Below are 21618 nucleotides of genomic sequence, written 5' to 3'. Positions count from 1 at the left end.
TTCGGGACGGAGAAAGGGAAGGAAGGACGGGGAAACATATGGAGATCGTTCGCCAGCTTGGGCAAAAATTGAAGCAAAACATCGCAAACGTCATCGTAGGCAAGGAACGCGAGGTCGACCTGCTGCTGACGGCGCTGCTTGCCTCAGGGCATGTGCTGCTCGAAGACGTGCCGGGAACGGGCAAAACGCTGCTGGCCAAAAGCCTGGCCGCATCGCTCAGCCTCAGCTTCCAGCGGATTCAGTTTACGCCGGATCTGCTCCCTTCGGATTTGACGGGCATTCATTATTTCAATCAGAAGGACGGGGAGTTCCATTTTCGGCCGGGACCGCTGTTTTCCCGCATTGTGCTTGCCGACGAAATCAACCGGGCCACGCCGCGGACGCAGTCCAGCCTGCTGGAATGCATGGAGGAGCGGCAAATCAGCATCGAGGGGCGCACGATGCCGCTGGAAAGCCCGTTTATGGTGCTCGCCACGCAGAACCCGGTGGATAACCAAGGCACCTTTCCGCTACCGGAAGCCCAGATGGACCGTTTTCTGATCCGGATGAAGCTGGGATATCCTTCGGCTGCCGAAGGCGTGGAGATTTTACGGAGAACGGCGGCCGCGGGCAGCCTGAAGCCTGAAGAAACGGCGCGGACGGCAACCGCGGAGGAAGTTCTGGAAGCGCAGCGGCTGTGCGGGCAGGTCCGGGTAGCGGACGACTTGATGGGTTATATCGTCGCTTTGGCCGAAGCGACCCGAAGCCATGACGAAACGGCGCTTGGCATCAGCCCGCGCGGCACCCAAGCGCTGCTCCGCGCCGTTCAGGCCTATGCGGCCTTGCAGGGCAGGGATTATGTGCTGCCGGACGATATCAAGCAGCTTCTCCTCCCGGTATGGTCGCACCGGCTGGTGCTCAGAAAGCGGCACGAAGCGGGAAGTCAGGCCGAACGCATCCTGACAGGGATTTTGAACAGCATCCCGGTTCCGAGCGAAAAAGAACTTGAAAGCGGCGTGAAGTAAATGGCGGTGCTGTGGCTGTTTTTGGCCTGCGGGATCGTGATGGCGCTGCAGGGGCTGGTTCTCGGAAAATACGCGCTTGGCAAGCTGAACTATGACCGCCATTTCAGCACCCGAACCTGTTATGCGGGGGATTGGATCGAAATGGTGGAAGTCATCGAAAACAAACGCCGCGTGCCGATCCCGTGGCTTCGCCTGGAAGCGATGCTTCCCGCATCGCTGGGGTTCAAACGGAGCAAAGAGACCTGGGTCAGCGAAGGCGAGATCTACCAAAACCATACGAGCCTTTTTTCGCTGCCCGCAGGAACGAGGATTACGCGGACGCATCAGATCCAGTGCCGAAGCCGCGGTATATTCCGGATGGATACGGCAACGATGACCGGGAGCGATTTGTTTGCGATGTACACGCCTTCGCTGAAGGTAACCCTAAATAAACGTTTGGTGGTTTATCCGGCGCTGCGGAGGGACGACGAGCTGCCGTCGTCCTGGAAAACGTGGCAGGGCGAATTGGCCGTCCGCCGGTGGATCGTCGAAGACCCGTTTCTGTATACGGGGGTCAGAAGTTATGCGCCCGGAGACGGGATGAACCGCATCCACTGGAAAGCCAGCGCCAGAAGCGGGGAGCTGCAGGTGCATCAGCATGGTTATTCGGCCGATCCAAAGACGATGATCCTGCTTAACGTCGAGGTGTCGGAGCAGATGTGGAACGTGGTGACGAAACCCGAGGTCATCGAAGAGGCGCTGTCTTATGCGGCTACCTGCGCCGCCGCGCTCATTGGGCAGGGAATGGCAGCCGGGTTTGCAAGCAACGCCTATCTTTCGCCGCATGCCGATGCAGACCGGTCGTTTTTGACGCCGGATTACGGCCGTGCCCATCTGGAGGATGTATTTGAGGCGATGGCCGCCGTCGAGATGAAGGTCCAAAGGCCGTTTCATGAGCTGCTCAGGGGAGAAGCGGAGGCAGAGAGGGAGGAAACGATCGATTATTTTCTGGTCACGCCCCATGTGTCCCCTGCCATTCGGGATGCGGTTCGGCTGCTGGAGCAGCGGGGCCACCGCGTGTCGATCGCCGATCTGTACGAAGGAATCGAGGAGGCCGGGGCATGACGAAGCTGGGAAAAGACATGGTTATGCGACGCGTGCTGGCCGTGCTTGGGAACTCGCTCCTTGAGACGGCGGCCTGTTACCCCTTTGTACTGCTTTACATGGTATTTGCCATGGATCTCGTTCCCGGCTGGCTGCCGCCGCTCATTTGGCTGCTGCATGCCTTGGGAACGCTGGCGGGCATCCGGCAGGCGGGAGGAAAAAAAGCGCTGCTGCCGGTTGCGGCGCTTATCGCCGCCGCCTTGATTCCGCTTGCGGCAGCCGGCCTTCGGGCCGGCGTTCTGGCGGCGCTCGCTTCGCTCATCGCCGTGTTTCGCGGACTCATCGTCGGCCGCAAGGAGCTGTGGCGGGAAATCGATCTGAAGCTTCCGCTGGCAGGGCTTGGGTCCGCTTTGATCGTGTATGGCGTCTCATCGAGGGTAGACGCTCTTGAGCCGTACCGCATCGGGCTCTATTTCATGAGCTTGTTTACGCTGTTTACCGTTCTGTTGCGGTGGAACGGGGACCGTGTCCGCGATGCCTCGAATGCGCAGGAAACCGACCGTCAGCTTCTCCGCCGCATTTTGGCCCGAAACCGCCGGATGACATGGCTTACGATTGCCGTCATCACCCTGCTCAGCTTATGGAACGGCCTCGGCCAGGGGCTTGCATATGTAAAGCATTGGCTGGCCGAATGGCTGCGCGGCCTGGGCGGCGGGGATCAGCCGCAGGCCGTGGAGGAACCGCCGGCTCAGCCGCAGCAGCCCGACATGGGGCTTCCGCCGGCGTCCCCTACCCCGCATTGGGTGCAGGTCGCAAGCCAAATCCTGTTTTACCTGCTGGCGGCCGTCGTAGCGCTTGTCCTTCTCGCCTTGCTGTACCGGCTGCTGCGGCGCTGGCTTCCCGAAAGCCTTCGCGCCTGGCTGGCCCGGCTGGCGCAACGGCTGCGGCTGATGCGCGAAATCCGGCGAACAACGCTGGACGAAGGAGCTTACGTCGACGAAGTGGAGAAAATCGAACGCGTGCAGAAGCGTCCCGGCAGATGGCGGAGAAAGCGCGGGGACGCCCTGGACGGAGCCGGGGGCGGCGATCCGCGCAGGGCTTATGAAAGCCTGATTCGTCGCGCCGTCAAGCAGGGATACGGGTTTCGCGCGAGTCTTACTCCATCCGAGAATGGAACCCGGCTAACGTCCAAGGGTGATTACACCGGGCTCGACCCGAAGGACGTCAACCGCATCGTTGACCGGTATAACGAAGTTAGGTATGGTTCTGAAGCGGAGACGAATCGCGGAGAAGGAGCAAGGAAACACCGATGAAAATAGACCGCTTATTAGCCATGACGGTGCTCCTGCTGAATCAGGGAAGGATCAGCGCCAAGGAACTGGCCGAACGGTTCGAGGTTTCGACCAAAACCATATACAGGGATATGGACGCCTTAAGCCGCGCGGGCATTCCGGTGACGGCTTATCCGGGGACTAGCGGCGGATTTGAATTGATGGAGCATTACACGATTTCAAGACAGTTTTTGACCCTTGAAGAAATCGCGTCTATTTTTACGGCTGTCAAAGGCGTCAAGGCGGCTCTCGACGACCGTACGTTGGACGGCCTGCTGGAAAAGGTGGGGGCGCTGCTTCACCGACCCCGTTTGGGGCAGGCGGCCGCTTTATCCGAGAATGTATTGTTCGATCTAAACCCGTGGGGCCAAGGAAAAGACGCCAGAAAGAAGTTGGGCCTGCTTCGGCAAGCCATCAACCAGTCCCGGAGGGTTAGGCTGTGGTACATCAACATGAACGGAACGGACAGTAGGCGAGTGGTGGAACCGGGCAGGCTCATTTTAAAAGGGAATGTGTGGTATGTGCAGGCTTATTGCTTGCTTCGCGGAGAATTCAGGTTTTTTCGCCTTTCGCGCGTACAGGAGATCGACATGCTGGATGAAACATTCGAGCCCCGGGAGTTACCGCCGCAGGATCGCTACGATTGGAACCCGGAATGGTCGGGCGATGCGCCGGTCAGACACGTGACGCTTCGATTTTCGCCTTCGGCAAGGCATCGAATCGGCGATGCTTTCGATCGGTACCAAGTCCAAATCCTTGAGGATGGAAGCCTGCGCGTGCAAGGGGAGTTTCCGCTGGATGAATGGTTTTACGGCATGGTCCTCGGCTGCGGCGATCAAGTGGTCGTCGAAGAACCGGCGCTTGCCGCCGAGGAAGTGATCCGTCGCGCGGAAAATATTTTGCGTCGCTACCGGAATGCGGACACGATGCTGTCCACTTAAGCCGGGTACAATGGGCGCATCTGATCAAAAGGAGATGTAACCATGAATGAAACGATGACGCATATGCCCTCCACCGTGCTGACAGGCGTCTCCATTCGGACGTCCAACCTGCGGGAAAGCGGTCCGGAAGCGCAAATACCGCTCTTGTGGGAGAGATATTTCGCAGGCGGGCTTCAGCAGCAGCCGGGCCTTAAAAATCCGCATGTTCTTTACGCTTTATACACCGACTACGAAAGCGACGTGAACGGAGATTATACGCTGCTCCTCGGGCATGAGGTCGAGCCTCGTTTAGCTGGGGAAACCAGTCTGAATACGGCAGCGACCGCAACGACCCCGGATGCGGCATACATCAAATTTACGTCCAAACGGGGGCCGGTTCAGCGGGTGGTGCCTGAGCTGTGGCAGGACATTTGGGCTTATTTCCAAAACAGTGATGCGGAACGCGCTTATACGGGCGACTTCGAGCGGTATGATTTGCGCGGATTTGACCCGGCGGATGCCGTCGTGGACATTTTTGTTGCCGTCAAAGAAAAACACTGATCCGTTCTTGCGTGCAGGAAGTCTTTCGGGCTTTCCGGGCACGCTTTTTTAATGGCTTTTTTAATGGATTTTTAAAATTACAATTGTAATAGTTCGCCGAATCCGTTATATTTACGAATGTAATAGTTAAGTCGAAAGTGGGAAGGAGGGGATGAGAATGGAACAAATGCCGAAAATTTCGGAGTCCGAATGGGAGATCATGAAAATCGTCTGGAAGGAGCATCCGCTGACGGCGGAGCAAATCGTGCACATGCTGCCGAAAGGCATGGAATGGAGCGACCAGACCGTCCGCACCTTCATCAACCGGCTGGTGAAAAAGAAAGCGCTCGGTTATGAAAAGTCGGGGCGGAGTTACCTGTATTTCCCTCGCATATCCGAAAAGGAATGCGTGAGGGCGGAAAGCCGGTCTTTTCTGAACCGCGTGTTTAACGGGGCGGCCGGGCTGATGATGACCAATTTTCTGGAGGAAACCCCGCTGTCCGATCAGGAGATCGAACGTTTGCAGCGGATTTTGACGGAAAAGCAGGGGAAAGGTTCGCAGGACGCATCACGGCCAAAACCGTGAAATTTGAAATTAAATGAGGTCATTCCAAATGAGTGTAGCCGAAACCCTCTTCGGATGGTTCGCCCTATCCACGTTGACGGCAAGTCTCGCCGCTGTGCTGGTCATGGCGGTCCAGCATGTCCTTCGCAGGCGTATTAGCGCCCGTCTAAGATATGCGTTATGGCTGATCGTTCTGGCCAGGCTGATGCTGCCGGTAGTTCCGGAAAGCCCGGTCAGTTTGTTCAACATGATGCCCGAAGCCGCAGACATAAAAAAGGCTGTTTCCGGGCTTTTGTTTTCGCAGGACGAACCTGCTACCGAAGCCGAAAACAGCAAACAAAATACATTGATCCAACCACATTATACAACGAAAGAACATGACGGGAACATCCCGCAAACCTTCTTGCCGCAAGACTCTCCAAAGAGAGCGGCGGCCGCCGACACCGAATCGCATCCCGCGGTGCGCGTATTGTCCGTCGTTTGGCTGGCGGGTACTGCAGTTTTCTTGACTTATCATTTCGTTTATCTGCTGCGAATGAAAAGAAAGCATAAAAACATCAGCCCTGTCAGCGAACCGGTCGTTCTGAACGTGGTCGAGGAATGCCGCGGTTTATTTTCGATCAAGCGGAGGGTTTCCGTTTATTCGGGACGATGGGTTCGCAGCCCTTACATTACGGGAATCCGGCGTCCTGCCGTTTACCTGCCCGAAGGGTTCGGTCGTGAACCGGAGGATGCCGCCCGGCTGAAGCATGTCATCGCGCATGAGCTGGCCCATTACAAAAGAAAAGATACGGCCTGGAACATGCTGGGCAGCCTGGTCCTTGCCGTACATTGGATGAACCCGTTTGCGTGGCTGATCATGCGGAGAATGAAGGCCGACCGCGAGCTGGCATGCGATGCCTGCGTCCTCGAGGCGCTGGGCGAAACGGAGGCCGTGGCCTACGGCATGACGATCATCAGTTTTTTGAAACGTTACTCTTTACGGGAAAGCCAACCTCAGCTGCTGTATTTTAAGGGCTTGACCGGGGAAAAAGACATTGTGAGGAGGATACGGATGATTCAATCTTATAAAAAGGGCTCCTATAAATTTTCCATGCTGGCGATCCTCCTTATGCTGCTGATCGGCACCTTAACGCTGACCAACGGAAAGGTAACGGAAGCGGACGGTGCCGAGTGGGTTCATGCCGAAAGGGGCGGGAATGAGGTGCTGTTTCCGGAAAACTTTCGCGAATATGATAACCTGGAGAAAGCGGCGCGTATGGCGCCTTTCCCGTTTAAGGTGCCCGCGAAGCTCCCGGAAGGCTATCATTTTGACGCCGTGACGTTTGATTTAAAACCTTACACGTCGTCTGCCGGCTCCGAAATCCGGTTTGACTTCTTAAAATCGAACGAGACGACGACTTTTGGACATATTAGCTTGAACATGACACGCGGCTCCGGTTTGCAGGAAGCCTATGAAAGGATTGCCGTATCCGAAAAAGGCAACTACGATGAAAAGGCCGGTCTCGTCATCGAAAAAGAGCCGATTGCGCTCCCGGGCGTAAACGGGCTCAAAATTACCCTCCGCAGGACCGGATGGAAAGGGCAGCCGGAGCAGTATTACTACGTCTGGAAGGATCAAGGCGTTACGTATCAAATGAAGTGCTTAGACCGGCTGCCGAGCAGCGATTTAGAGACGATGATTTCGTCGATGAAATCCCCGGATGCGGAGCTGAACCATCGGTATGAAAACAATGACTATCACGGGAAAACCATCAACTATCTGTTTGATACCGATGATATTAGGCGGGCGCAAAAACTGATCGGTTACGACGCCGCTTTTCCGCGCCGGCTGCCCGGAGGTTTCATCGCAACCGGATCGTATGTTTCAAGAAAAGTAAACTTCAACTATCCGGAAAACCAAGCGGATTCCATGCGAAAGCTGCTTGCTGTGACCTACAACCGGAAGGACCAGGACAAAACGAATAAAGAGAAAAAGACTTCGGGCATTAAAAGCGTCAAATTCACGCAAATGCTGAACGGACAGATGTATGGGGATATGAAAAAAGGCAATACGGTCTCCTTCGAGCGAATCGACGGCGAACGTCACCAGGTTAAACTGCAGCCGATCCTCGTTGGCGGCAGGGAAGTTCTACGGTCGGACAAATACAAAGTTGACGGTCCGTTAAGCAGCCCGAACGAAACCGATCTGGTGAGCTATTTCTGGCTGGACGAGGGCGTATGCTACCAAGCTCAATTTACGGGCCAGGGACCGGAGGAGCAGAAGATCGTTCAATATTTGATGGAGCGAAAATAAAGCGGGACGGAAGCGCCGATTCCTAATCATAAAAAAATCTAGCGGCGGCGCTTGCCGATCATTCCATTTCCCGGCACCCATAAAAAGGAAGCCCTGGCGGTTTGACTTCTTTCAAAGCGAGTACTAGTATAGTTGTATGACAATCAAACTATCAAAAGAAGACGAGAAGCGGGCCAAAATTTTCAAGGCGCTGTCGGAAGTAAAACGGATTGAAATGATTCGTTACTTGCATGCGCACCGCAGCAACAACACCTGCGGGACGATCGGGGAAGCGATGGGAATGGACAAGTCCAACGTATCGTACCATCTCAAAATTTTGTACGAAGCCGACCTGATCGTAGTGAGCCGGGCGGGCCAAAATCGGCTCAGCCAGCTGAAAGAAGAGACGTTTAACGAATTTTTGCCGGGTTTCCTGGACACCTTATGATGGACGGGAAACCCTTATTTCCGGCAGATAGTTTTAAAGTTTTAAAACTATCACACTAAAGATGGTCCGTCCATGAGAATTTTGTGTAACCTGCGGATGTTTTCTTTTGAATGAGGATCTCTTACGGCATCCTTGAACCATAACAAACGAAAATAGGAGATGTGTCAGTTTTATGAGTCAGCTAATGAATAAATCCATCGTTTTTGTATCCCGTCCGGTCGGTTTGCCCTCCATGGACAATTTCGAATTCCGCGAAGCGCCCGTCCAGGCTCCTGCCGAAGGACAAGTCGTCGTGCGCTCTATCTACCTGTCCGTCGATCCTTACATGCGCGGCCGGATGAGCGATGCCAAATCTTATGTCGAGCCGTATCGTCTGAATGAAGTGATTAGCGGAGGCATCGTCGGGGAAATCGTCGAGTCCAAATCCGATCAGTTCAAGCCGGGAGACAAAGTGATCGGCATGCTGGGGTGGCAGTTGTACAACGTGGTGGACGCGAAGCTTGTCCGCAAGGTCGACGAATCCATCGCGCCGTTGTCCGCTTACTTGAGCGTGCTTGGCCTGACGGGGCTCACCGCATACTTCGGACTGCTCGACATCGGCCAGCCGAAAGCGGGAGAAACCGTCGTCGTCTCCGGCGCCGCCGGCGCCGTCGGCATGCTTGTCGGCCAAATTGCGAAAATCAAAGGCGCGCGCGCCGTCGGCATTGCCGGAACGGACGAAAAATGCGCTTATCTCGTAAACGAGCTTGGATTCGACGCGGCGGTCAACTACAAGACGGCGGATTTGGACAAAGCGCTGGCGGAAGCCTGCCCGGACGGCGTCGACGTCTACTTCGACAACGTCGGCGGCCCGGTTTCGGACGCGGTTATGAACCTGCTGAACGATTACGCGCGGATTCCGGTGTGCGGCGCCATCTCTTCGTATAATGCAACGGATGCGGATGTAGGTCCTCGCGTTCAAGCGAAAATCATCAAAACCCGCTCGCTGATGAAAGGTTTCGTCCTCGGAGATTATGCTTCCCGGCAGCAGGAAGGATTGGTCGAGCTCGGCAAATGGTTGTCCGAAGGCAAGCTGAAATACGAAGAAACGATCATTGAAGGGTTCGATCATGTCATTGACGCCTTCCTGAAGCTGTTTGAGGGCGCAAACCTCGGCAAAATGCTTGTTAAAGTAGGGTAAGCTGGCCATCATCAGCCGCGGAATAACGTGCCGCAGAGATCAGCGGCTTACCTGATATTATGCAATAAAACGAAGCCCGCTTCCGCTATCGGATGCGGGTTTTTGCTTTTACGAAAAGGGGCCTCCCTGTTTTATGATCCAATTTCGGTTGGGGGCTTTTTTTCGCGATCGACTTGTGCAGGCATGCCAAATAGAGTTATAGTGAAGACCTGTTCCCGTTTTGGGGCAGGCTGAAATTATAAGGTAAGGATGTTTCTGACGATGACTGCACAATTTAAAGGCAACAAGATGAATATCGCGGTGTGCGGGCTGCTGCTGGTTGCGGCATTGATCCGGCTCCTGCTGCAGTGGACCTCCGACTATACGCGGATGCAAGGCGCATGGAATATCGTCTTGGTGGCAGCGCTCGTACTGCTGTCCTTCCGGTTCGTGTACGTCTATGTCCGTTTTATTCGCATTCAGGACGGCAGGGTCAAAATCGTGAATATTCAGGGTACGAGAACGTTTGAGGCCAAAGACGTGGAAAAGGTGCTGATTTACGACCATTGGATCCGTTTTACGATGAAGGCGGACCGTGACGTGTTTATTCATTTGAAGGATCTGGATGTGCCCGCCCGGGTTTCGTTTGTGGCATGGGTGGCGGAACATCTCCATATTGAAAAGGATTAGGGCGATTGAGACGCACCTAATCCTTTTTTTGGCTTACGCCCGGATATAAAACAGCAGCTCGCGGCCGTTTTTGACCGGCTCCTGTTCCAGCGTGTAACCGTGTTTGACGACTTCCTCCGGCACGTTGCGGAAAGCCGCCGGGCAATCGGCGATCACTTGGAGCAGCTCCCCTTTTTTCATACCCTGCAGCGTTTCCAGCGTGTAAATGACGGGATAAGGACAAGATTCCCCGCGAAGATCAAGCGTGTAATCAATGGACATGGTGCGTTTCCCCTTTCTTGAAGCCGACGCCGAAGCGGTAATTTTTTTGCCAAAAAACGGCCGTGGCGAACCCTGCAGCCAGCAGAACAAGCGTAACGACGAGCGCCCAAGCGGGCCCCATCACCGCGATAAGATTGACGGGTTTGCCCATAGCGACAAGCGCCTTCTGGATGCCGAGATGATCCCATCCGTACGCAAGCACGGTAGCCCCGGCAATGTTGCCGATGAACACCGGCAGGAAAACGACCTGCCCTTCCATCAATCGGTACATCATCCCGGTTTCGCAGCCGCCGGCCATGACGATGCCGATCCCGAACAAGAGGCCGCCGATCAGCGTGCTTGGGGCTGCTATCTTGGTGATGGGGTCCATCCCCCCCGCAACGATAATGATCAAGGTGACGACCGAGCTGACCGCCATGCCAAGCGTTATCGCCTTGGTCATCGTGGCGCGCCCGCTGATCCACAAATCGCGAAAGGCCGACGTGAAGCAAATTTGCCCTCTCTCGATCAATATGCCGAACCCTGCGCCGAACAAGGCGGCGGTGCCAAGCATCGTTTTGCCTGTCGCGTAAAAGTAAACGATCAGTCCGGCATAGGCCAGCGCGAGGACGCCGCCGATGTAAGGCTGGATTTTTTTCCGTTCCTTCATCATCCGCGCCGTGTTTCCTTTTTGCAGGACCGGTTTTCCTTTCCACCAAGAGGTGCCGACGATTTTGGCTCCCGCGAAGGTGCCAACGGCTGTCGCCACGATAAACAACCAGGCATGAAGCGAAAACTGCGGCACGCCGGTAAAAAACGCCGCCAGATTGCAGCCGAGCGCCAACCGTGCGCCGAAGCCGGCCACGAATCCGCCGATCAACCCTTGCAGCAGACGGCGTTTTTGCCGGGGCATCCGGATTTTGAAATTGTTGCTGAGCAGCACCATCAGCAGCGCGCCGACGAACATGCCCCAGACGATCCAGCCGTCGGTCCGGGTGAACGTCGTCCCTTGCATGTGAATCAAGTTAAAATAAGCCCAGCCCGAAATGTCTACGCCGAACCATTCGAGGATATGTCCCCCGAGACGCGTAAATTCGCCGGTCACGGCCCAAACGGTGCCCGTAACCCCAAAGTACAGCGCGCTCAGCACGCCGGCGACGGCCATGACCAGGTAAGGGCTCCAGTATGTGTTGAACACCTTTTTGAACACGAGTTCATTCCTGCCTTCCTTGTACCTAATTTCGCTTTCCATTTTACATGATTTTTGCGGCGGCGTGCGTAAAATTCCGCCTACGCCGTATAACAGATGCATAAGAATGGGAATAGCTCTCTATAAGACATATGAACATCATGAATCCTTAAATCGTTAATCCATTGTAAATTTTGTAAAATTGCTGCATGAAAAAATGGAACCGGGCGCTTTTTATGTTACAATGGTCCCTAGGACATGAAATAAGGAGATGAAAAAGCCATGAGCGGCACAATCAACGAGCAGGAGCTTGTGCAGTACATAGCGGCTGAGACGGGCGCTGAACCCGAAAGCATCAGGGTTGTCCTGAAGCATGAACAAACGTATATCAATACGGCGGAAGCAAATGAACATGGCGAAGTGGAAATCGACAGCGATGATTTGGTCGACTACGTCATGAGCCGTAAAGACGTGAAACTGGATGAAGTGACCGTCGAAGCCGTGCTTGATGCCGAGATGGATTATCTGATGGATAAAGGAATTGCCGTGGACGAAGATTAATCGCGGCGTTAAATGGAAACATGCAGCCCATAGTTCCCTTTTTTTCGGGAGTTGTGGGCTTTTCTTTTTGAACATTTGAGACGGGCCGCCTGTTTATACAAAAGGGAAATAATCTCCCTTTGGTAAATAAATAATGGAGAAAATCTCTAAACACTGCTATAATGGATCCATCCGCAATGGGAAAAAGTTCCGATTAACGTGCAGGTAGAATGTTATGGGAGATGAATCCATGGGTGACGTGTTTTTTGAAAGCATTCGCGGCGGTTTGATCGTTTCCTGCCAGGCGCTGGAGGATGAGCCGCTTCACGGGAGCGACACGATGGCCAAAATGGCTCTGGCGGCCGATCAGGGAGGGGCGGTTTGCATCCGCGCCAACAGCGTTCAGGATATCGCCGCGATCAAGAAAGCGACGAAGCTGCCGATCATCGGCATCATTAAACGGGAGTACGAGGACAGCGAGATCTATATTACGCCGACCCTTCGCGAGGTGCGTGAGCTGATGGAAGCCGGCGTGGACGTCATTGCCCTCGATGCGACGGGCCGTCAAAGACCGGGCGGGGAAAAGCTCGAAGAGCTGGTCGCCTTCATGAAGGGGCATGGTCAGAAAGTGATGGCCGACATTTCGACAATTGAGGAAGCGCTTTATGCCGAATCGATTGGCGTTAGCTGCATTTCAACCACGCTTTCCGGTTATACGCCTTATTCTCCGCAGCAAATAGATCCGGATTTCAACCTGCTGCAGGAGGCTGTGCGCCGTATCCGCATTCCGGTGATCGCGGAAGGCAGGATCAACACGCCGGAGCAAGCGGCCAACAGCTTGAAGCTTGGGGCGCACGCGGTAGTCGTCGGGTCGGCGATTACAAGGCCGAAGCTGATCACGGAAAGGTTTGCGGACGCGATTCGCGGCGTAAGGAAGGGACAAGTGCACTAGCGGCCGACCAAAAGGCGAAAGGATGGGGAATGATGAAGGTCATCGGCATCGATATTGGCGGAACCTCCATAAAAGGGATGGTTTTGGACGGCGCGGGCCGGCTGCTTCACCATGGGAAAATCAAAACCGATGCCCGGGAAGGCAAAGGGCGGATTTTGGCCAATGTGTTGTCGCTTCTTGACACGCTGCTGGAACATCATGCGGACGTTCAAGGGATTGGAGTTGGTACGGCAGGCCGGGTGAACGTGCGGTCGGGGGAGGTCGTGTATGCGACCGACAACTTGCCGGGCTGGCAGGGAACGAACGTGAAGGCGGTTTTGGAGCAAGCCCGCGGCCTGCCCGTGTTCGTGGACAACGATGTCAATGCGGCGCTTGCCGGGGAAGCCTGGCTTGGAGCGGGCCGGGATCTGGACGACGTGTCCATGCTGACGCTTGGGACGGGGGTCGGCGGGGCCAATATGATCGAAGGCAAGCTGTTCCGGGGAGCCCACTGGAATGGAGGCGAGTTTGGACATACCATTTTGGTGCCGGGCGGACTTCCATGCAATTGCGGTCTTCGCGGCTGCATGGAGCAATATTTGTCGGGAACGGCGCTGGTCCGGGCGGCGAGCGAGGCGGCGGGCCGTTCGTATGCATCCGGTATGGAAGTTTTGGATGACTACGTGAAAGGCGTGCCGCAAACGGCCGACGTAATGAAGCGGTTTGCGGAGCATTTGGCGATTGCGGTCAACCATCTCCATTTGGGCCTGAATCCGCAGGCGATCATTTTGGGCGGAGGGCTGATCGATTCGCAGCGGATCTGGTGGCCTTTATTGACGGAATCGATGGCGAACCTGAAGCTGAACGCGGATGTGCGTCCCGCGCTGCTGGGCAATAAGGCGGGCGCGATCGGAGCGGCAAGGCTCGTATTTCAGCATTTGCAGGCGGAGGCGGCCCACTGATCATTTCCTATGAAAACATGCATACTTGGGAATCATACGTATGAGGACGAAAGGGCAGCTTGGAGGCTGTTCTTTTTTTGTATCTATCTATTCGCTGGAGTTAGACTGACGAATCGGGAAATTGCAATATTGAATTTAGTTATTGTAAATATAATATGTATGCATATTATATTTACAAAAACAATTAGTTTGTATACAATATATTGGTGAGCTTTAAATGAAAGGAGGCCGGCCTTCCGTTATGGAGGATAAGGAGTTTCTTTATGGGCAAATGGTGTCCAGAACGAGCCGGGCGCTGATCCGTTATTTGGCGGCGCATTTCAAGGATGACGACATTACGCCCGAGCAGTGGACCGTCCTGAAGCGGCTGGGCGTAGAGGACGGAGTGACGCAAAAAGAGCTGGCCTTTGTAACGGATAAAGATCAGGCGACACTCACGAAAATTTTGGATCTTCTGGAGCGCAAACAGCTTGTGAGAAGGGACAAAAACAAGGAAGACCGGCGTTCGTTTCTTATTTATATAACCGACGAAGGCAGAGAACTGCGGGAGCGGCTGTTTCTTCAAGTAAACCGGCTTTTTGGGGAAGAGGTCGTGAAGGGGATTCCGGAAGGCGATCTGCGGACATTCGTTTCGACCCTGGCGAAAATCCAGCATAACGTCGAAGCCGCAAAGGGAACGGAATAATCATGAAAAATAGAGAAATAAACTGGAGAGAAGCCTTATGATCATCGAACCGCATCACAATGCAGCAATCCCCCGAAAAATCGCGCAGAAGGCGCCTGCGGCGGGGAAAGTGAGCGACGCGTTCCGGATCAAGCCGCTGCCGCTGCAGTGGTTCCGGGCCGTCGGATCTGCCATAAGCGCCGCCGTTCCGGTGTTGATCGGCGCGCTCGCCGGTCACATGGAATACGGACTTTGCGCCTCCATCGGGGGCTTTGCTTTTTTATATGTATCCAACGAAACCTACAGGCAGCGGGCGCTCAAGCTGTTGTTTGTCGCCCTCGGCTTGGCCCTGTCCTTTGGGCTGGGGGCGCTGACGGGGACAACGCCTTGGCTGATGGTGCTGCTGTTCGGCCTCATCGGGGCGGCGGCGGTATTTTGTTTCGGAGTATTTCAGGTAGCCGGCCCGTCGGCGATGTTTTTTATATTAACGTTTTCGGTCGGCACCAGTCTTCCGTTCGATCTGTCGGCCGTTCCCGTGCGTACGGGGTTCGTGCTGGCCGGCGGCGCGCTGGCATGGGTCGTCGGCATGGCCGGCTGGCTGCTTCGCCCGCATCATCCGGAGATGAAGGCCGTTGCCGGCGCCTATGCTTCGTTGGCCCGTTTAGTGGAGTCGATGGGGACGGAGCATCAAAACGAGGCGCAGCATCAGGCGGCCGTGGCGCTGCAAAATGCAGCCAAAGCCGTGTCCGGCGGGGAACTGCGGTGGCGCCGTTCCTATGAGCCGACGCAGCGTTTGCTGCTGCTCTCGCGGAAGGCCAACGAAATCTACTTAACCGTTTCGGAGATGCTGCTTCAGCATCAAACCGGTGACAAGGAAATGGCTTCGGCACTCCTCGGCATGGCCGCAGGCATCCGTAACCCGGGCCGAATCGAAACGCCCCATGTCGACGGCGCCTCGGCTGAGGCCGAGGGTTTGGCCGGAAGGCTGGCCGTGCAGGTCGGGCAGGCTCGTAATCTGCTCGGCGGCACTGAAGCTGCCGTTGACCGTCCGCTTGAACCCGATAACCGGCTTCGCCTCATGCTTAGCGGCGCCTTCAACCGCCACTCGACCTTGCTCGGCACCGCATGCCGCTATGGTTTGACGATTGCCGTTGCGGCAGCGGTCGCTTACGGATTCGGCTTTCATCGATCCTACTGGGTCCCGCTATCCTGCGCCGCGGTCATGCTGGGAACGACTGCCATCGGCACCGTCCACCGGGCGCTGCAGCGTACGGCGGGAACGATCGTCGGACTGTTTGTCGGCGGCGTTTTGCTGTCTTTGAAACCCGAAGGTGTTTACGTGGCGCTTGCCATGGCAGTGCTGCAGTTCATCGTCGAGCTCATTTATCTCCGCAACTACGCGCTGGCCGTCATTTTCATTACGCCCAGCGCGCTGCTGATTGCCGAAAGCAGCCATCCGGAGACGGCAATGAGCTATTTCATGTCCGCCCGGGTCGTCGACATTTTGGTCGGCAGCGCCATCGGCCTTGCCGGCGTATTGTTGCTGTGGCGGCGGGCGTCCTCCAGCCGGTTGCCCGGGGCCATCGCGGACGCCGTCCGCAAAGAAGGCGCGCTGCTCGGGCAAATTTTGTCGGGCGGACGGCCGGAAGCGGAGCTTGTGTCTCCCGCAGAGCTTGAGACGCTGCTGCTGCGCGTCCGCATGCTTTATAATGCGGCGCTTGCCGAACCGATGCGCCGGCGCGAGCGGATCAGCCTGTGGTGGCCGGCGGTTGCGGAACTTCAGCATTTCGGGTACGTGCTGATCGCGGCAGCGGAGAAGGGCCTCGAACGGAAGGAGACGCCGGAGACGCTGGGCCGTCTGGAGCAGCTTGTTGAAGAAATGTCCCAGGCAGTCCGCAGGTCGGAGTCACCAGCGCCGATCAAGGTGCCGGAGCTTTCCTCCTCCCCCTCTCTCCGCGATGAATTGATCGAATTGCATAATGCTTTGCAGGTAGGGGAAGGCGCCGCGCCATTAAAATAAGTTCGCGTAAAGCGATATTTGGAAGAGCAGCCTACTCCCTTCCGGATACAAACAAGCCTCGGATCATGTTCCGGGGCTTGTTTTGAGTCATGCGGAATCTTCAGCGAAGATGATCATACCTTTCAATTCGTCCCCAGAAAGACTTAATGGCCCTTCACCACCGGAATCCACACCTCGCACCGGTATTCCGGGCTTGTCGTATCCCCGGGAGGATATACCTCCATCTCCGGGCCGGCGGCATGCTCATACCCGCTGGACGGAAACCAATCGCTGTAAATTTGCTGCCACACCTGCTGGATGGCGCCAGGCATCGGACCTGTGGACGTAAAGACGGCCCAAGTTAACGCAGGAATTTCGCGCGAAACGAACCCCTCCGCTTCTTCTCCCCCTGCTGCCGTTTCGACTCCGATCATGTAATTGAACCGGCCTTCCCCCGTAAAATCCATGCAGATGCCGTACATTTCCCCGCCCTCATTCAATGCGTCCAGCTTCATGGCCGTTCCATCCTGCGCGCATTCCTGCCAAAATGCCGGGATCTCCCTCAAATTGCTGCCGTCCTGCGTAAACACCTCGCGAATTTTGCCCGTTACGGTAAATGCTCCTTTTTCAACGATCCGATAATCCATGCCTCATTCTCCATCCCTTGAACGAATTTGGTTTTTCAACAACCGGTTCCTGCGATCCGGGATATTATCATTCTTACATTCGCTTTGATGACCCTTCGTTCCTTCTTCCGGCAAACCGCGCAAAAACGGTCATTTTGACGGATTTTGACGGGCGTTGTTCTAATTTGTACGACGCTTTTTTTTTGAACTGTGAAATCATGAAAAACGGCAGCACGAAAAGGGCAGGCATCGCCCGGGTATTCGGATGGACGATCTATGCTTTGGCTCATCGGGCGAGCGTTTCGAAAAAACGCCGGGCGGCAGGGGAGAGCGGCTCTTTTCGGGTATACGCCGAGATCGGATTGCTCAGCTCCGCGTCCTGCACATGCACGACAGCCAAACGTCCCTCCGTTATAAAGGTTTCGGTTTCGAGCGAGGAAAGAAGGGCCGCGCCGTAACCCTCGATCACCACCCGAAGGGTTTCATGCAGCCCGTTTACCTGCAAGCCGGCGGCCGGGGCGGGCAGGCGCCGGACTTTGCACAAGGCCAGGAGCTGCTCCCGGGAGAAGCTCCCCTCTTCCCGGTAAATAAAGGGTACTTCGAGCATCTCGGCCAGCGAAACGTTCTTGCCGGCGAGGGGATGGCTCGGATGCACGACGAAACACATACGGTCCTCCAGCAGCGGCGTCTTGACCAGCAGCGGATGTTCCTCGCGAATGCCGCCGACGATCGCGATGTCGGCTTTGTAATGGAGGAGCAGCTCAAGCGCCTGGGCGGAGTTGGTCGTCGTCCATTCCAGCACCACGGCGGGATGCCGTTTTTTATACTCCGCAACAAGCCTCGGCAGCAAAAAGTTGGCGGGCAAATACGTCGCCGAAATATGCAGTCTGCCTTCCTTGCCCTCTTTGATTCCGTCCAACCGTTCCTCGATCGATCGTTCCAGGTCAAACAGCCTTTTCGCTTCGGCGGCCAGCATTCTCCCGGCATCGGTCAAGGCCACGCCGCGGCCCTGGGAAATCCAAAGCCGGATGCCAAGCTCTTGCTCCAGCCTCTTGATCTGTGCCGTTACCGCCGGTTGGCTGACTCTAAGCATCTCGGAAGCGAGCGTTACGCTGCCGGTTTCCGCCACTTTGCTAAAAAACCTCAGAGCATGTAGGTTCATCGGGTTTCCCATCCTTTCTTGCAGCTTCGATGGCCAACTCATAACAAAATTTTATGAAAACAGAAATATAATATATTGGATTTATAGGATGTTTCTGCTTATTCTAATCCTGACAAGTGGCTTGGGGCAAGGGCTATTTCCGAAGCCGAAGTCCAAAATGGAGAGGATGAACCGGCGGATGAAACTGGAGTGCTTAAACTGCGGTCAAACATGGAATTGGCAGCAATTCATCATAAAATGCCCATGCGGCGGCAGGCTGGAGATCAAACGGGATGTGGCCGGGCTTGACGGGGAGAGGCTGAAGGAGATTTTTCGGGAACGGTTAAGGGAACGGATGTCGATATACGCAAGCGGCGTATGGCGGTATAAGGAATTAATCTTTCCGGAGCTTCCCGAGGACAGAATCGTGACGAAATACGAGGGGAATACCGGCCTTTACGCACCGGAACCAATCCGGAAAAACATAGGGATTCGCGGGCTGCACTTCAAAGCCCAAAGCGAAAACCCCAGTGGTTCTTTTAAAGACAACGGAATGACCGTAGCGGTTTCCCATGGCCGGCATCTCGGTTATACGCGTTTTGCCTGCTCATCGACCGGGAACACGTCCGCATCGCTGGCCATGTATGCCGCCATGGGGGAAAGCTCTTCGTTCGTATTCGTGCCGGAAAGCGGCATTTCCGAAAATAAAGTGATGCAAACTTTGGCGTACGGGGCGAAGGTGATCCGTTTTGACGGCACATATGATGACGGCATCGTTTTTTTGGAGCAGTATGCAAAGGATTTGGGGCTTTATGTCTGCAACTCCATCAATCCGTTTCGGATCGCGGGCCAGAAAAGCATCATCTATGAAGCGGCCCAATATTTGAATTGGGAGCTGCCGGACTGGATTATCGTACCCGGCGGCGCGCTCAGCAACGTCACTGCAATCGGCAAAGGGCTTGAGGATTTATGGACGCTCGGGATGATCCCGAAGTGCCCGCGGATCGCGCTGGTTCAGGCCGAAGGGGCAAGCCCTTTTCATAAAATGATGGCGGCGGGGGCGGAGAAGCTGCGCCCCGAACCGGAACCGCAGACGGTCGCTTCCGCGCTGAACATCGGGAACCCGCCAAGCTGGAAGGCTGCGCGCCGCGTATTGGAATTTTGCCGGGGCGTCACCTGCAGCGTGACGGATGAGGAGATTTTGCTATCGAAGCAAATCATCGATCGAAGCGGGATCGGCTGCGAGCCGGCGTCGGCCGCTTCCTTGGCCGGCCTCCGCAAGCTTTTGGCCGAGAAAGTCATCGATAAAGACGAGACGGCGCTTTGCATATTGACGGGAAACCTGCTCAAAGATACGGACGTGCTGTCCAAGATGGCGAATCCTGGCCGGGCGGCGTATTCCTCGCTGACGGTGGAAGAGATCGAAACATTATTGTGACCCCGATATAAAATCGCTTATAATCAAATTAATTTGAGGATTTTGCCAAAAAAGTAAATCGGTTGTTTCTTTTACGCAAGGTCCTAATATCAGAGGGATTCCTGGAATCCCGACAGGAGGTTATCTACATGTCTCAAAAGCTATACGGATGCCATACGCAAAGGAATCGTTTTTTGAAAAAAACAACAGGCAGCGTGATGCGCACGTCATAGCAGAAGTGTTTATGATCTTTAAGTAAAAAAGATATTCGCGATATGTGTTCACGTGACGCACCGCCTGCCGGAAGGGCGGAGTTTGTTTTGAATCGTAAATCTGCGTCGCAAATCTATATATTTATGAGTTTTATGATGGCATTGGGCAACAGCATCATGTTTACCACCAGCGGGATTTATCATGTCTCGACTTTGGGGCTGAATCCGTTTGAGCTGGTATTGATGGGAACGGTACTGGAGTTGACGGTACTCATTTTTGAGGGCATCACGGGTGTTGTAGCCGACACTTACAGCCGCAAAATCTCCGTCATTATCGGCATGTTCATTCTTGGTGCCGGTTTTGCCGTGGAAGGGAGCATTTTGTGGCTTCATGGCCTTGTTTCGGTCATCTCTGTTTTTGCTTGGGTAGTCATCTCGCAATTGTTGTTCGGGATCGGATGGACGTTCGTCAGCGGAGCCAATACCGCTTGGATGGTGGACGAAGCAGGCGAGGAGCATGCCGGCGCCATATTGATGAAGTCGCAGCGCATGTCGCTGATCGCTACGCTTCTGGGCATCGCATGCAGCGTAGGCTTGTCCGCGGCCGCCCCGAACCTGACCTTTTTGACGGGAGGCATTCTGTATGCCGCGCTCGGGATTGCGCTTTTCTTTTGGATGAAGGAGACCGGGTTCGTACGGAAGGGACATGCTTCGCACGAATCCCATTTCAGGCGGATGCTTGGCACTTGGCTTGACGGAGCCGGAGTGGTGCGCAGGCAGCCGCTGCTCCTGGCGATGATAGCGGTAACTTTGCTTAGCGGTGCGGCTTCCGAGGGATATGACCGGTTGTGGCAGAGTTTTCTCATCACCGGCGTTGGAATGCCGGGTCTGCCCGTGCCGATAGCCGTCTGGTTCGGCGTCGTCTCCGCGGCCGCCACGTTGATCGGGTTGATCGGGGTCCGTCTTGCCGAGAAAAAAATGGACATGGGAAGCCGGCGCGCGATATCGGCGGCGATGTTTTGGTTCACCCTGATCCGGATTGCGGCGATTCTGTCCCTGGCTTTTGCGACCAATTTTGCTTGGGCGATCCTTTCGGTGCTCGTCGTAAGCGCGGCGCGTTCGGTCAGCGAGCCCGTATACGATACCTGGCTGAACATGAACCTGGAAAGCCAAACGCGCGCCACCGTGCTGTCCATGGTCAGCCAATCCGACGCGCTCGGCCAAACCGCAGGCGGACCCGTGGTCGGTTGGATCGGCAGCAGGGCGTCCGTTCGGGCATCGATTTTGACTGCGGGAGTGTTGCTTCTCCCGGTATTGGGCGTCTTCGGGCGCATTGCGCGGCAAAAGAAAGGCGATCAACAAAGAGAAACGCCAAGCTGATGATTTCATATTTTTTACATTCACGTAACTTTTTACGGATAAAAGCCGTCCTGTTAACAGGATGGCTTTTTTAGCTCGCAAAATGGAAGGTAAACCCTAAAATTAGCATATACTTTTTAACAATCATCCCGATGATTGTAAGCGGAGTGTTAAATATTGTATATTGGGAACGGAGGCGATTTGAAGAAAAAGTAATAAATAGAAATAAACGCTTGAACATTATGATTTTGCAAACCTGCTCTCATTCTCATTCTATCAAGAAGCGAGCTGATTATAGCCTGTGCATCGGTCAAAAAGAACTT

At 55.1% G+C, this 21618-nt stretch carries 21 protein-coding genes; 17 read left to right on the top strand and 4 right to left on the bottom strand.

Features of this window, described 5'->3' with window-relative positions:
- Positions 1-38 precede the first annotated feature (38 nt).
- The 10 genes from GQY55_RS16165 (at position 39) to GQY55_RS16120 (ending at position 10015) form a co-directional block, all read left to right on the top strand.
- Positions 39-1004: an AAA family ATPase gene (locus GQY55_RS16165; RefSeq protein ID WP_160042908.1), complete on the top strand. Its 966-nt coding sequence runs from the start codon at positions 39-41 to the stop codon at positions 1002-1004.
- Positions 1005-2108 carry a DUF58 domain-containing protein gene (locus GQY55_RS16160; RefSeq protein ID WP_160042907.1) on the top strand — a complete coding sequence of 368 codons (1104 nt, stop codon included), beginning with the start codon at positions 1005-1007 and terminating at the stop codon, positions 2106-2108.
- On the top strand, positions 2105-3400 hold the full coding sequence (locus tag GQY55_RS16155) for a hypothetical protein (RefSeq protein ID WP_160042906.1): 1296 nt from the start codon (positions 2105-2107) through the stop codon (positions 3398-3400). Before GQY55_RS16160 ends, GQY55_RS16155 begins: the two co-directional genes overlap by 4 nt.
- A complete protein-coding gene (locus tag GQY55_RS16150; protein ID WP_160042905.1) occupies positions 3397-4359 on the top strand; it encodes a helix-turn-helix transcriptional regulator in 963 nt (320 codons plus the stop codon). The genes GQY55_RS16155 and GQY55_RS16150 overlap by 4 nt, the downstream gene beginning before the upstream one ends.
- Before the next feature lie 42 nt (positions 4360-4401).
- Positions 4402-4899: a GyrI-like domain-containing protein gene (locus GQY55_RS16145; protein WP_160042904.1), complete on the top strand. Its 498-nt coding sequence runs from the start codon at positions 4402-4404 to the stop codon at positions 4897-4899.
- Between the two features lie 157 nt (positions 4900-5056).
- A complete protein-coding gene (locus tag GQY55_RS16140; protein WP_160042903.1) occupies positions 5057-5464 on the top strand; it encodes a BlaI/MecI/CopY family transcriptional regulator in 408 nt (135 codons plus the stop codon).
- Between the two features lie 28 nt (positions 5465-5492).
- Complete coding sequence (locus GQY55_RS16135) at positions 5493-7739, top strand: M56 family metallopeptidase (RefSeq protein WP_160042902.1); 2247 nt, start codon at positions 5493-5495, stop codon at positions 7737-7739.
- A 136-nt stretch (positions 7740-7875) separates the two neighbouring features.
- Positions 7876-8166 (top strand): ArsR/SmtB family transcription factor, encoded by a 291-nt coding sequence (locus GQY55_RS16130; protein ID WP_160042901.1) that lies wholly within the window; start codon positions 7876-7878, stop codon positions 8164-8166.
- A gap of 172 nt (positions 8167-8338) precedes the next feature.
- Positions 8339-9346 (top strand): NADP-dependent oxidoreductase, encoded by a 1008-nt coding sequence (locus tag GQY55_RS16125; protein WP_236575655.1) that lies wholly within the window; start codon positions 8339-8341, stop codon positions 9344-9346.
- A gap of 261 nt (positions 9347-9607) precedes the next feature.
- A complete protein-coding gene (locus GQY55_RS16120) occupies positions 9608-10015 on the top strand; it encodes a hypothetical protein (RefSeq protein WP_160042900.1) in 408 nt (135 codons plus the stop codon).
- Between the two features lie 33 nt (positions 10016-10048).
- Here the strand turns inward: GQY55_RS16120 and yedF are convergent, their stop codons facing one another.
- Both yedF and yedE read right to left on the bottom strand, forming a co-directional pair.
- Positions 10049-10276 carry a sulfurtransferase-like selenium metabolism protein YedF gene (yedF, locus tag GQY55_RS16115; RefSeq protein ID WP_160042899.1) on the bottom strand — a complete coding sequence of 76 codons (228 nt, stop codon included), beginning with the start codon at positions 10274-10276 and terminating at the stop codon, positions 10049-10051.
- A complete protein-coding gene (yedE, locus tag GQY55_RS16110) occupies positions 10266-11507 on the bottom strand; it encodes a selenium metabolism membrane protein YedE/FdhT (RefSeq protein ID WP_160042898.1) in 1242 nt (413 codons plus the stop codon). The genes yedF and yedE overlap by 11 nt, the downstream gene beginning before the upstream one ends.
- A 219-nt stretch (positions 11508-11726) precedes the next feature.
- Between yedE and GQY55_RS16105 the strand changes: the two genes are divergently transcribed.
- From GQY55_RS16105 to GQY55_RS16085, 5 genes are all read left to right on the top strand, one after another.
- Positions 11727-12005, top strand: coding sequence for a hypothetical protein (locus GQY55_RS16105; protein WP_160042897.1), 279 nt, complete (start codon positions 11727-11729; stop codon positions 12003-12005).
- Between the two features lie 229 nt (positions 12006-12234).
- Positions 12235-12936, top strand: a complete 702-nt coding sequence (locus GQY55_RS16100; RefSeq protein ID WP_160042896.1) for an N-acetylmannosamine-6-phosphate 2-epimerase — start codon at positions 12235-12237, stop codon at positions 12934-12936.
- A gap of 32 nt (positions 12937-12968) precedes the next feature.
- Entirely contained in the window at positions 12969-13877 is a 909-nt protein-coding gene (locus tag GQY55_RS16095) for an ROK family protein (protein ID WP_236575654.1), read from the top strand.
- A gap of 241 nt (positions 13878-14118) precedes the next feature.
- Positions 14119-14562 (top strand): MarR family winged helix-turn-helix transcriptional regulator, encoded by a 444-nt coding sequence (locus tag GQY55_RS16090; protein WP_160042894.1) that lies wholly within the window; start codon positions 14119-14121, stop codon positions 14560-14562.
- A gap of 37 nt (positions 14563-14599) precedes the next feature.
- Positions 14600-16561, top strand: coding sequence for an FUSC family protein (locus tag GQY55_RS16085; protein ID WP_160042893.1), 1962 nt, complete (start codon positions 14600-14602; stop codon positions 16559-16561).
- A 143-nt stretch (positions 16562-16704) separates the two neighbouring features.
- Here the strand turns inward: GQY55_RS16085 and GQY55_RS16080 are convergent, their stop codons facing one another.
- Positions 16705-17187, bottom strand: coding sequence for a GyrI-like domain-containing protein (locus GQY55_RS16080; RefSeq protein ID WP_160042892.1), 483 nt, complete (start codon positions 17185-17187; stop codon positions 16705-16707).
- Positions 17188-17452: 265 nt separating this feature from the next.
- Entirely contained in the window at positions 17453-18328 is an 876-nt protein-coding gene (locus tag GQY55_RS16075) for a LysR family transcriptional regulator (RefSeq protein ID WP_160042891.1), read from the bottom strand.
- A gap of 178 nt (positions 18329-18506) precedes the next feature.
- On the opposite strand from GQY55_RS16075, the gene thrC reads away from it, so the two are divergent.
- Together thrC and GQY55_RS16065 are read left to right on the top strand one after the other, a co-directional pair.
- Positions 18507-19745 (top strand): threonine synthase, encoded by a 1239-nt coding sequence (gene thrC, locus GQY55_RS16070; RefSeq protein ID WP_160042890.1) that lies wholly within the window; start codon positions 18507-18509, stop codon positions 19743-19745.
- A 299-nt stretch (positions 19746-20044) separates the two neighbouring features.
- Entirely contained in the window at positions 20045-21316 is a 1272-nt protein-coding gene (locus GQY55_RS16065) for an MFS transporter (RefSeq protein WP_236575653.1), read from the top strand.
- The last annotated feature ends 302 nt before the right edge of the window (positions 21317-21618 follow it).

It is taken from the genome of Paenibacillus sp. USDA918EY, assembly GCF_009870825.1.
GTDB lineage: Bacteria > Bacillota > Bacilli > Paenibacillales > Paenibacillaceae > Paenibacillus_AQ > Paenibacillus_AQ albilobatus.
The sequence above is the reverse complement of the archived record's forward strand: the minus strand, read 5'-3'. Positions and strand labels throughout refer to the sequence as shown.

What these genes read in the sequence shown, in the direction of transcription:
- GQY55_RS16145 (WP_160042904.1), top strand. Translation starts at nt 4,402, where the DNA reads ATGAATGAAACGATGACGCATATGCCCTCCACCGTGCTGACAGGCGTC.
- GQY55_RS16155 (WP_160042906.1), top strand. Translation starts at nt 2,105, where the DNA reads ATGACGAAGCTGGGAAAAGACATGGTTATGCGACGCGTGCTGGCCGTG.
- GQY55_RS16125 (WP_236575655.1), top strand. Translation starts at nt 8,339, where the DNA reads ATGAGTCAGCTAATGAATAAATCCATCGTTTTTGTATCCCGTCCGGTC.
- GQY55_RS16095 (WP_236575654.1), top strand. Translation starts at nt 12,969, where the DNA reads ATGAAGGTCATCGGCATCGATATTGGCGGAACCTCCATAAAAGGGATG.
- yedE (WP_160042898.1), bottom strand. Translation starts at nt 11,507, where the DNA reads ATGGAAAGCGAAATTAGGTACAAGGAAGGCAGGAATGAACTCGTGTTC.
- GQY55_RS16165 (WP_160042908.1), top strand. Translation starts at nt 39, where the DNA reads ATGGAGATCGTTCGCCAGCTTGGGCAAAAATTGAAGCAAAACATCGCA.
- GQY55_RS16085 (WP_160042893.1), top strand. Translation starts at nt 14,600, where the DNA reads ATGATCATCGAACCGCATCACAATGCAGCAATCCCCCGAAAAATCGCG.
- GQY55_RS16135 (WP_160042902.1), top strand. Translation starts at nt 5,493, where the DNA reads ATGAGTGTAGCCGAAACCCTCTTCGGATGGTTCGCCCTATCCACGTTG.
- GQY55_RS16090 (WP_160042894.1), top strand. Translation starts at nt 14,119, where the DNA reads ATGGAGGATAAGGAGTTTCTTTATGGGCAAATGGTGTCCAGAACGAGC.
- GQY55_RS16130 (WP_160042901.1), top strand. Translation starts at nt 7,876, where the DNA reads ATGACAATCAAACTATCAAAAGAAGACGAGAAGCGGGCCAAAATTTTC.
- GQY55_RS16075 (WP_160042891.1), bottom strand. Translation starts at nt 18,328, where the DNA reads ATGAACCTACATGCTCTGAGGTTTTTTAGCAAAGTGGCGGAAACCGGC.
- thrC (WP_160042890.1), top strand. Translation starts at nt 18,507, where the DNA reads ATGAAACTGGAGTGCTTAAACTGCGGTCAAACATGGAATTGGCAGCAA.
- yedF (WP_160042899.1), bottom strand. Translation starts at nt 10,276, where the DNA reads ATGTCCATTGATTACACGCTTGATCTTCGCGGGGAATCTTGTCCTTAT.
- GQY55_RS16080 (WP_160042892.1), bottom strand. Translation starts at nt 17,187, where the DNA reads ATGGATTATCGGATCGTTGAAAAAGGAGCATTTACCGTAACGGGCAAA.
- GQY55_RS16120 (WP_160042900.1), top strand. Translation starts at nt 9,608, where the DNA reads ATGACTGCACAATTTAAAGGCAACAAGATGAATATCGCGGTGTGCGGG.
- GQY55_RS16160 (WP_160042907.1), top strand. Translation starts at nt 1,005, where the DNA reads ATGGCGGTGCTGTGGCTGTTTTTGGCCTGCGGGATCGTGATGGCGCTG.
- GQY55_RS16140 (WP_160042903.1), top strand. Translation starts at nt 5,057, where the DNA reads ATGGAACAAATGCCGAAAATTTCGGAGTCCGAATGGGAGATCATGAAA.
- GQY55_RS16105 (WP_160042897.1), top strand. Translation starts at nt 11,727, where the DNA reads ATGAGCGGCACAATCAACGAGCAGGAGCTTGTGCAGTACATAGCGGCT.
- GQY55_RS16100 (WP_160042896.1), top strand. Translation starts at nt 12,235, where the DNA reads ATGGGTGACGTGTTTTTTGAAAGCATTCGCGGCGGTTTGATCGTTTCC.
- GQY55_RS16150 (WP_160042905.1), top strand. Translation starts at nt 3,397, where the DNA reads ATGAAAATAGACCGCTTATTAGCCATGACGGTGCTCCTGCTGAATCAG.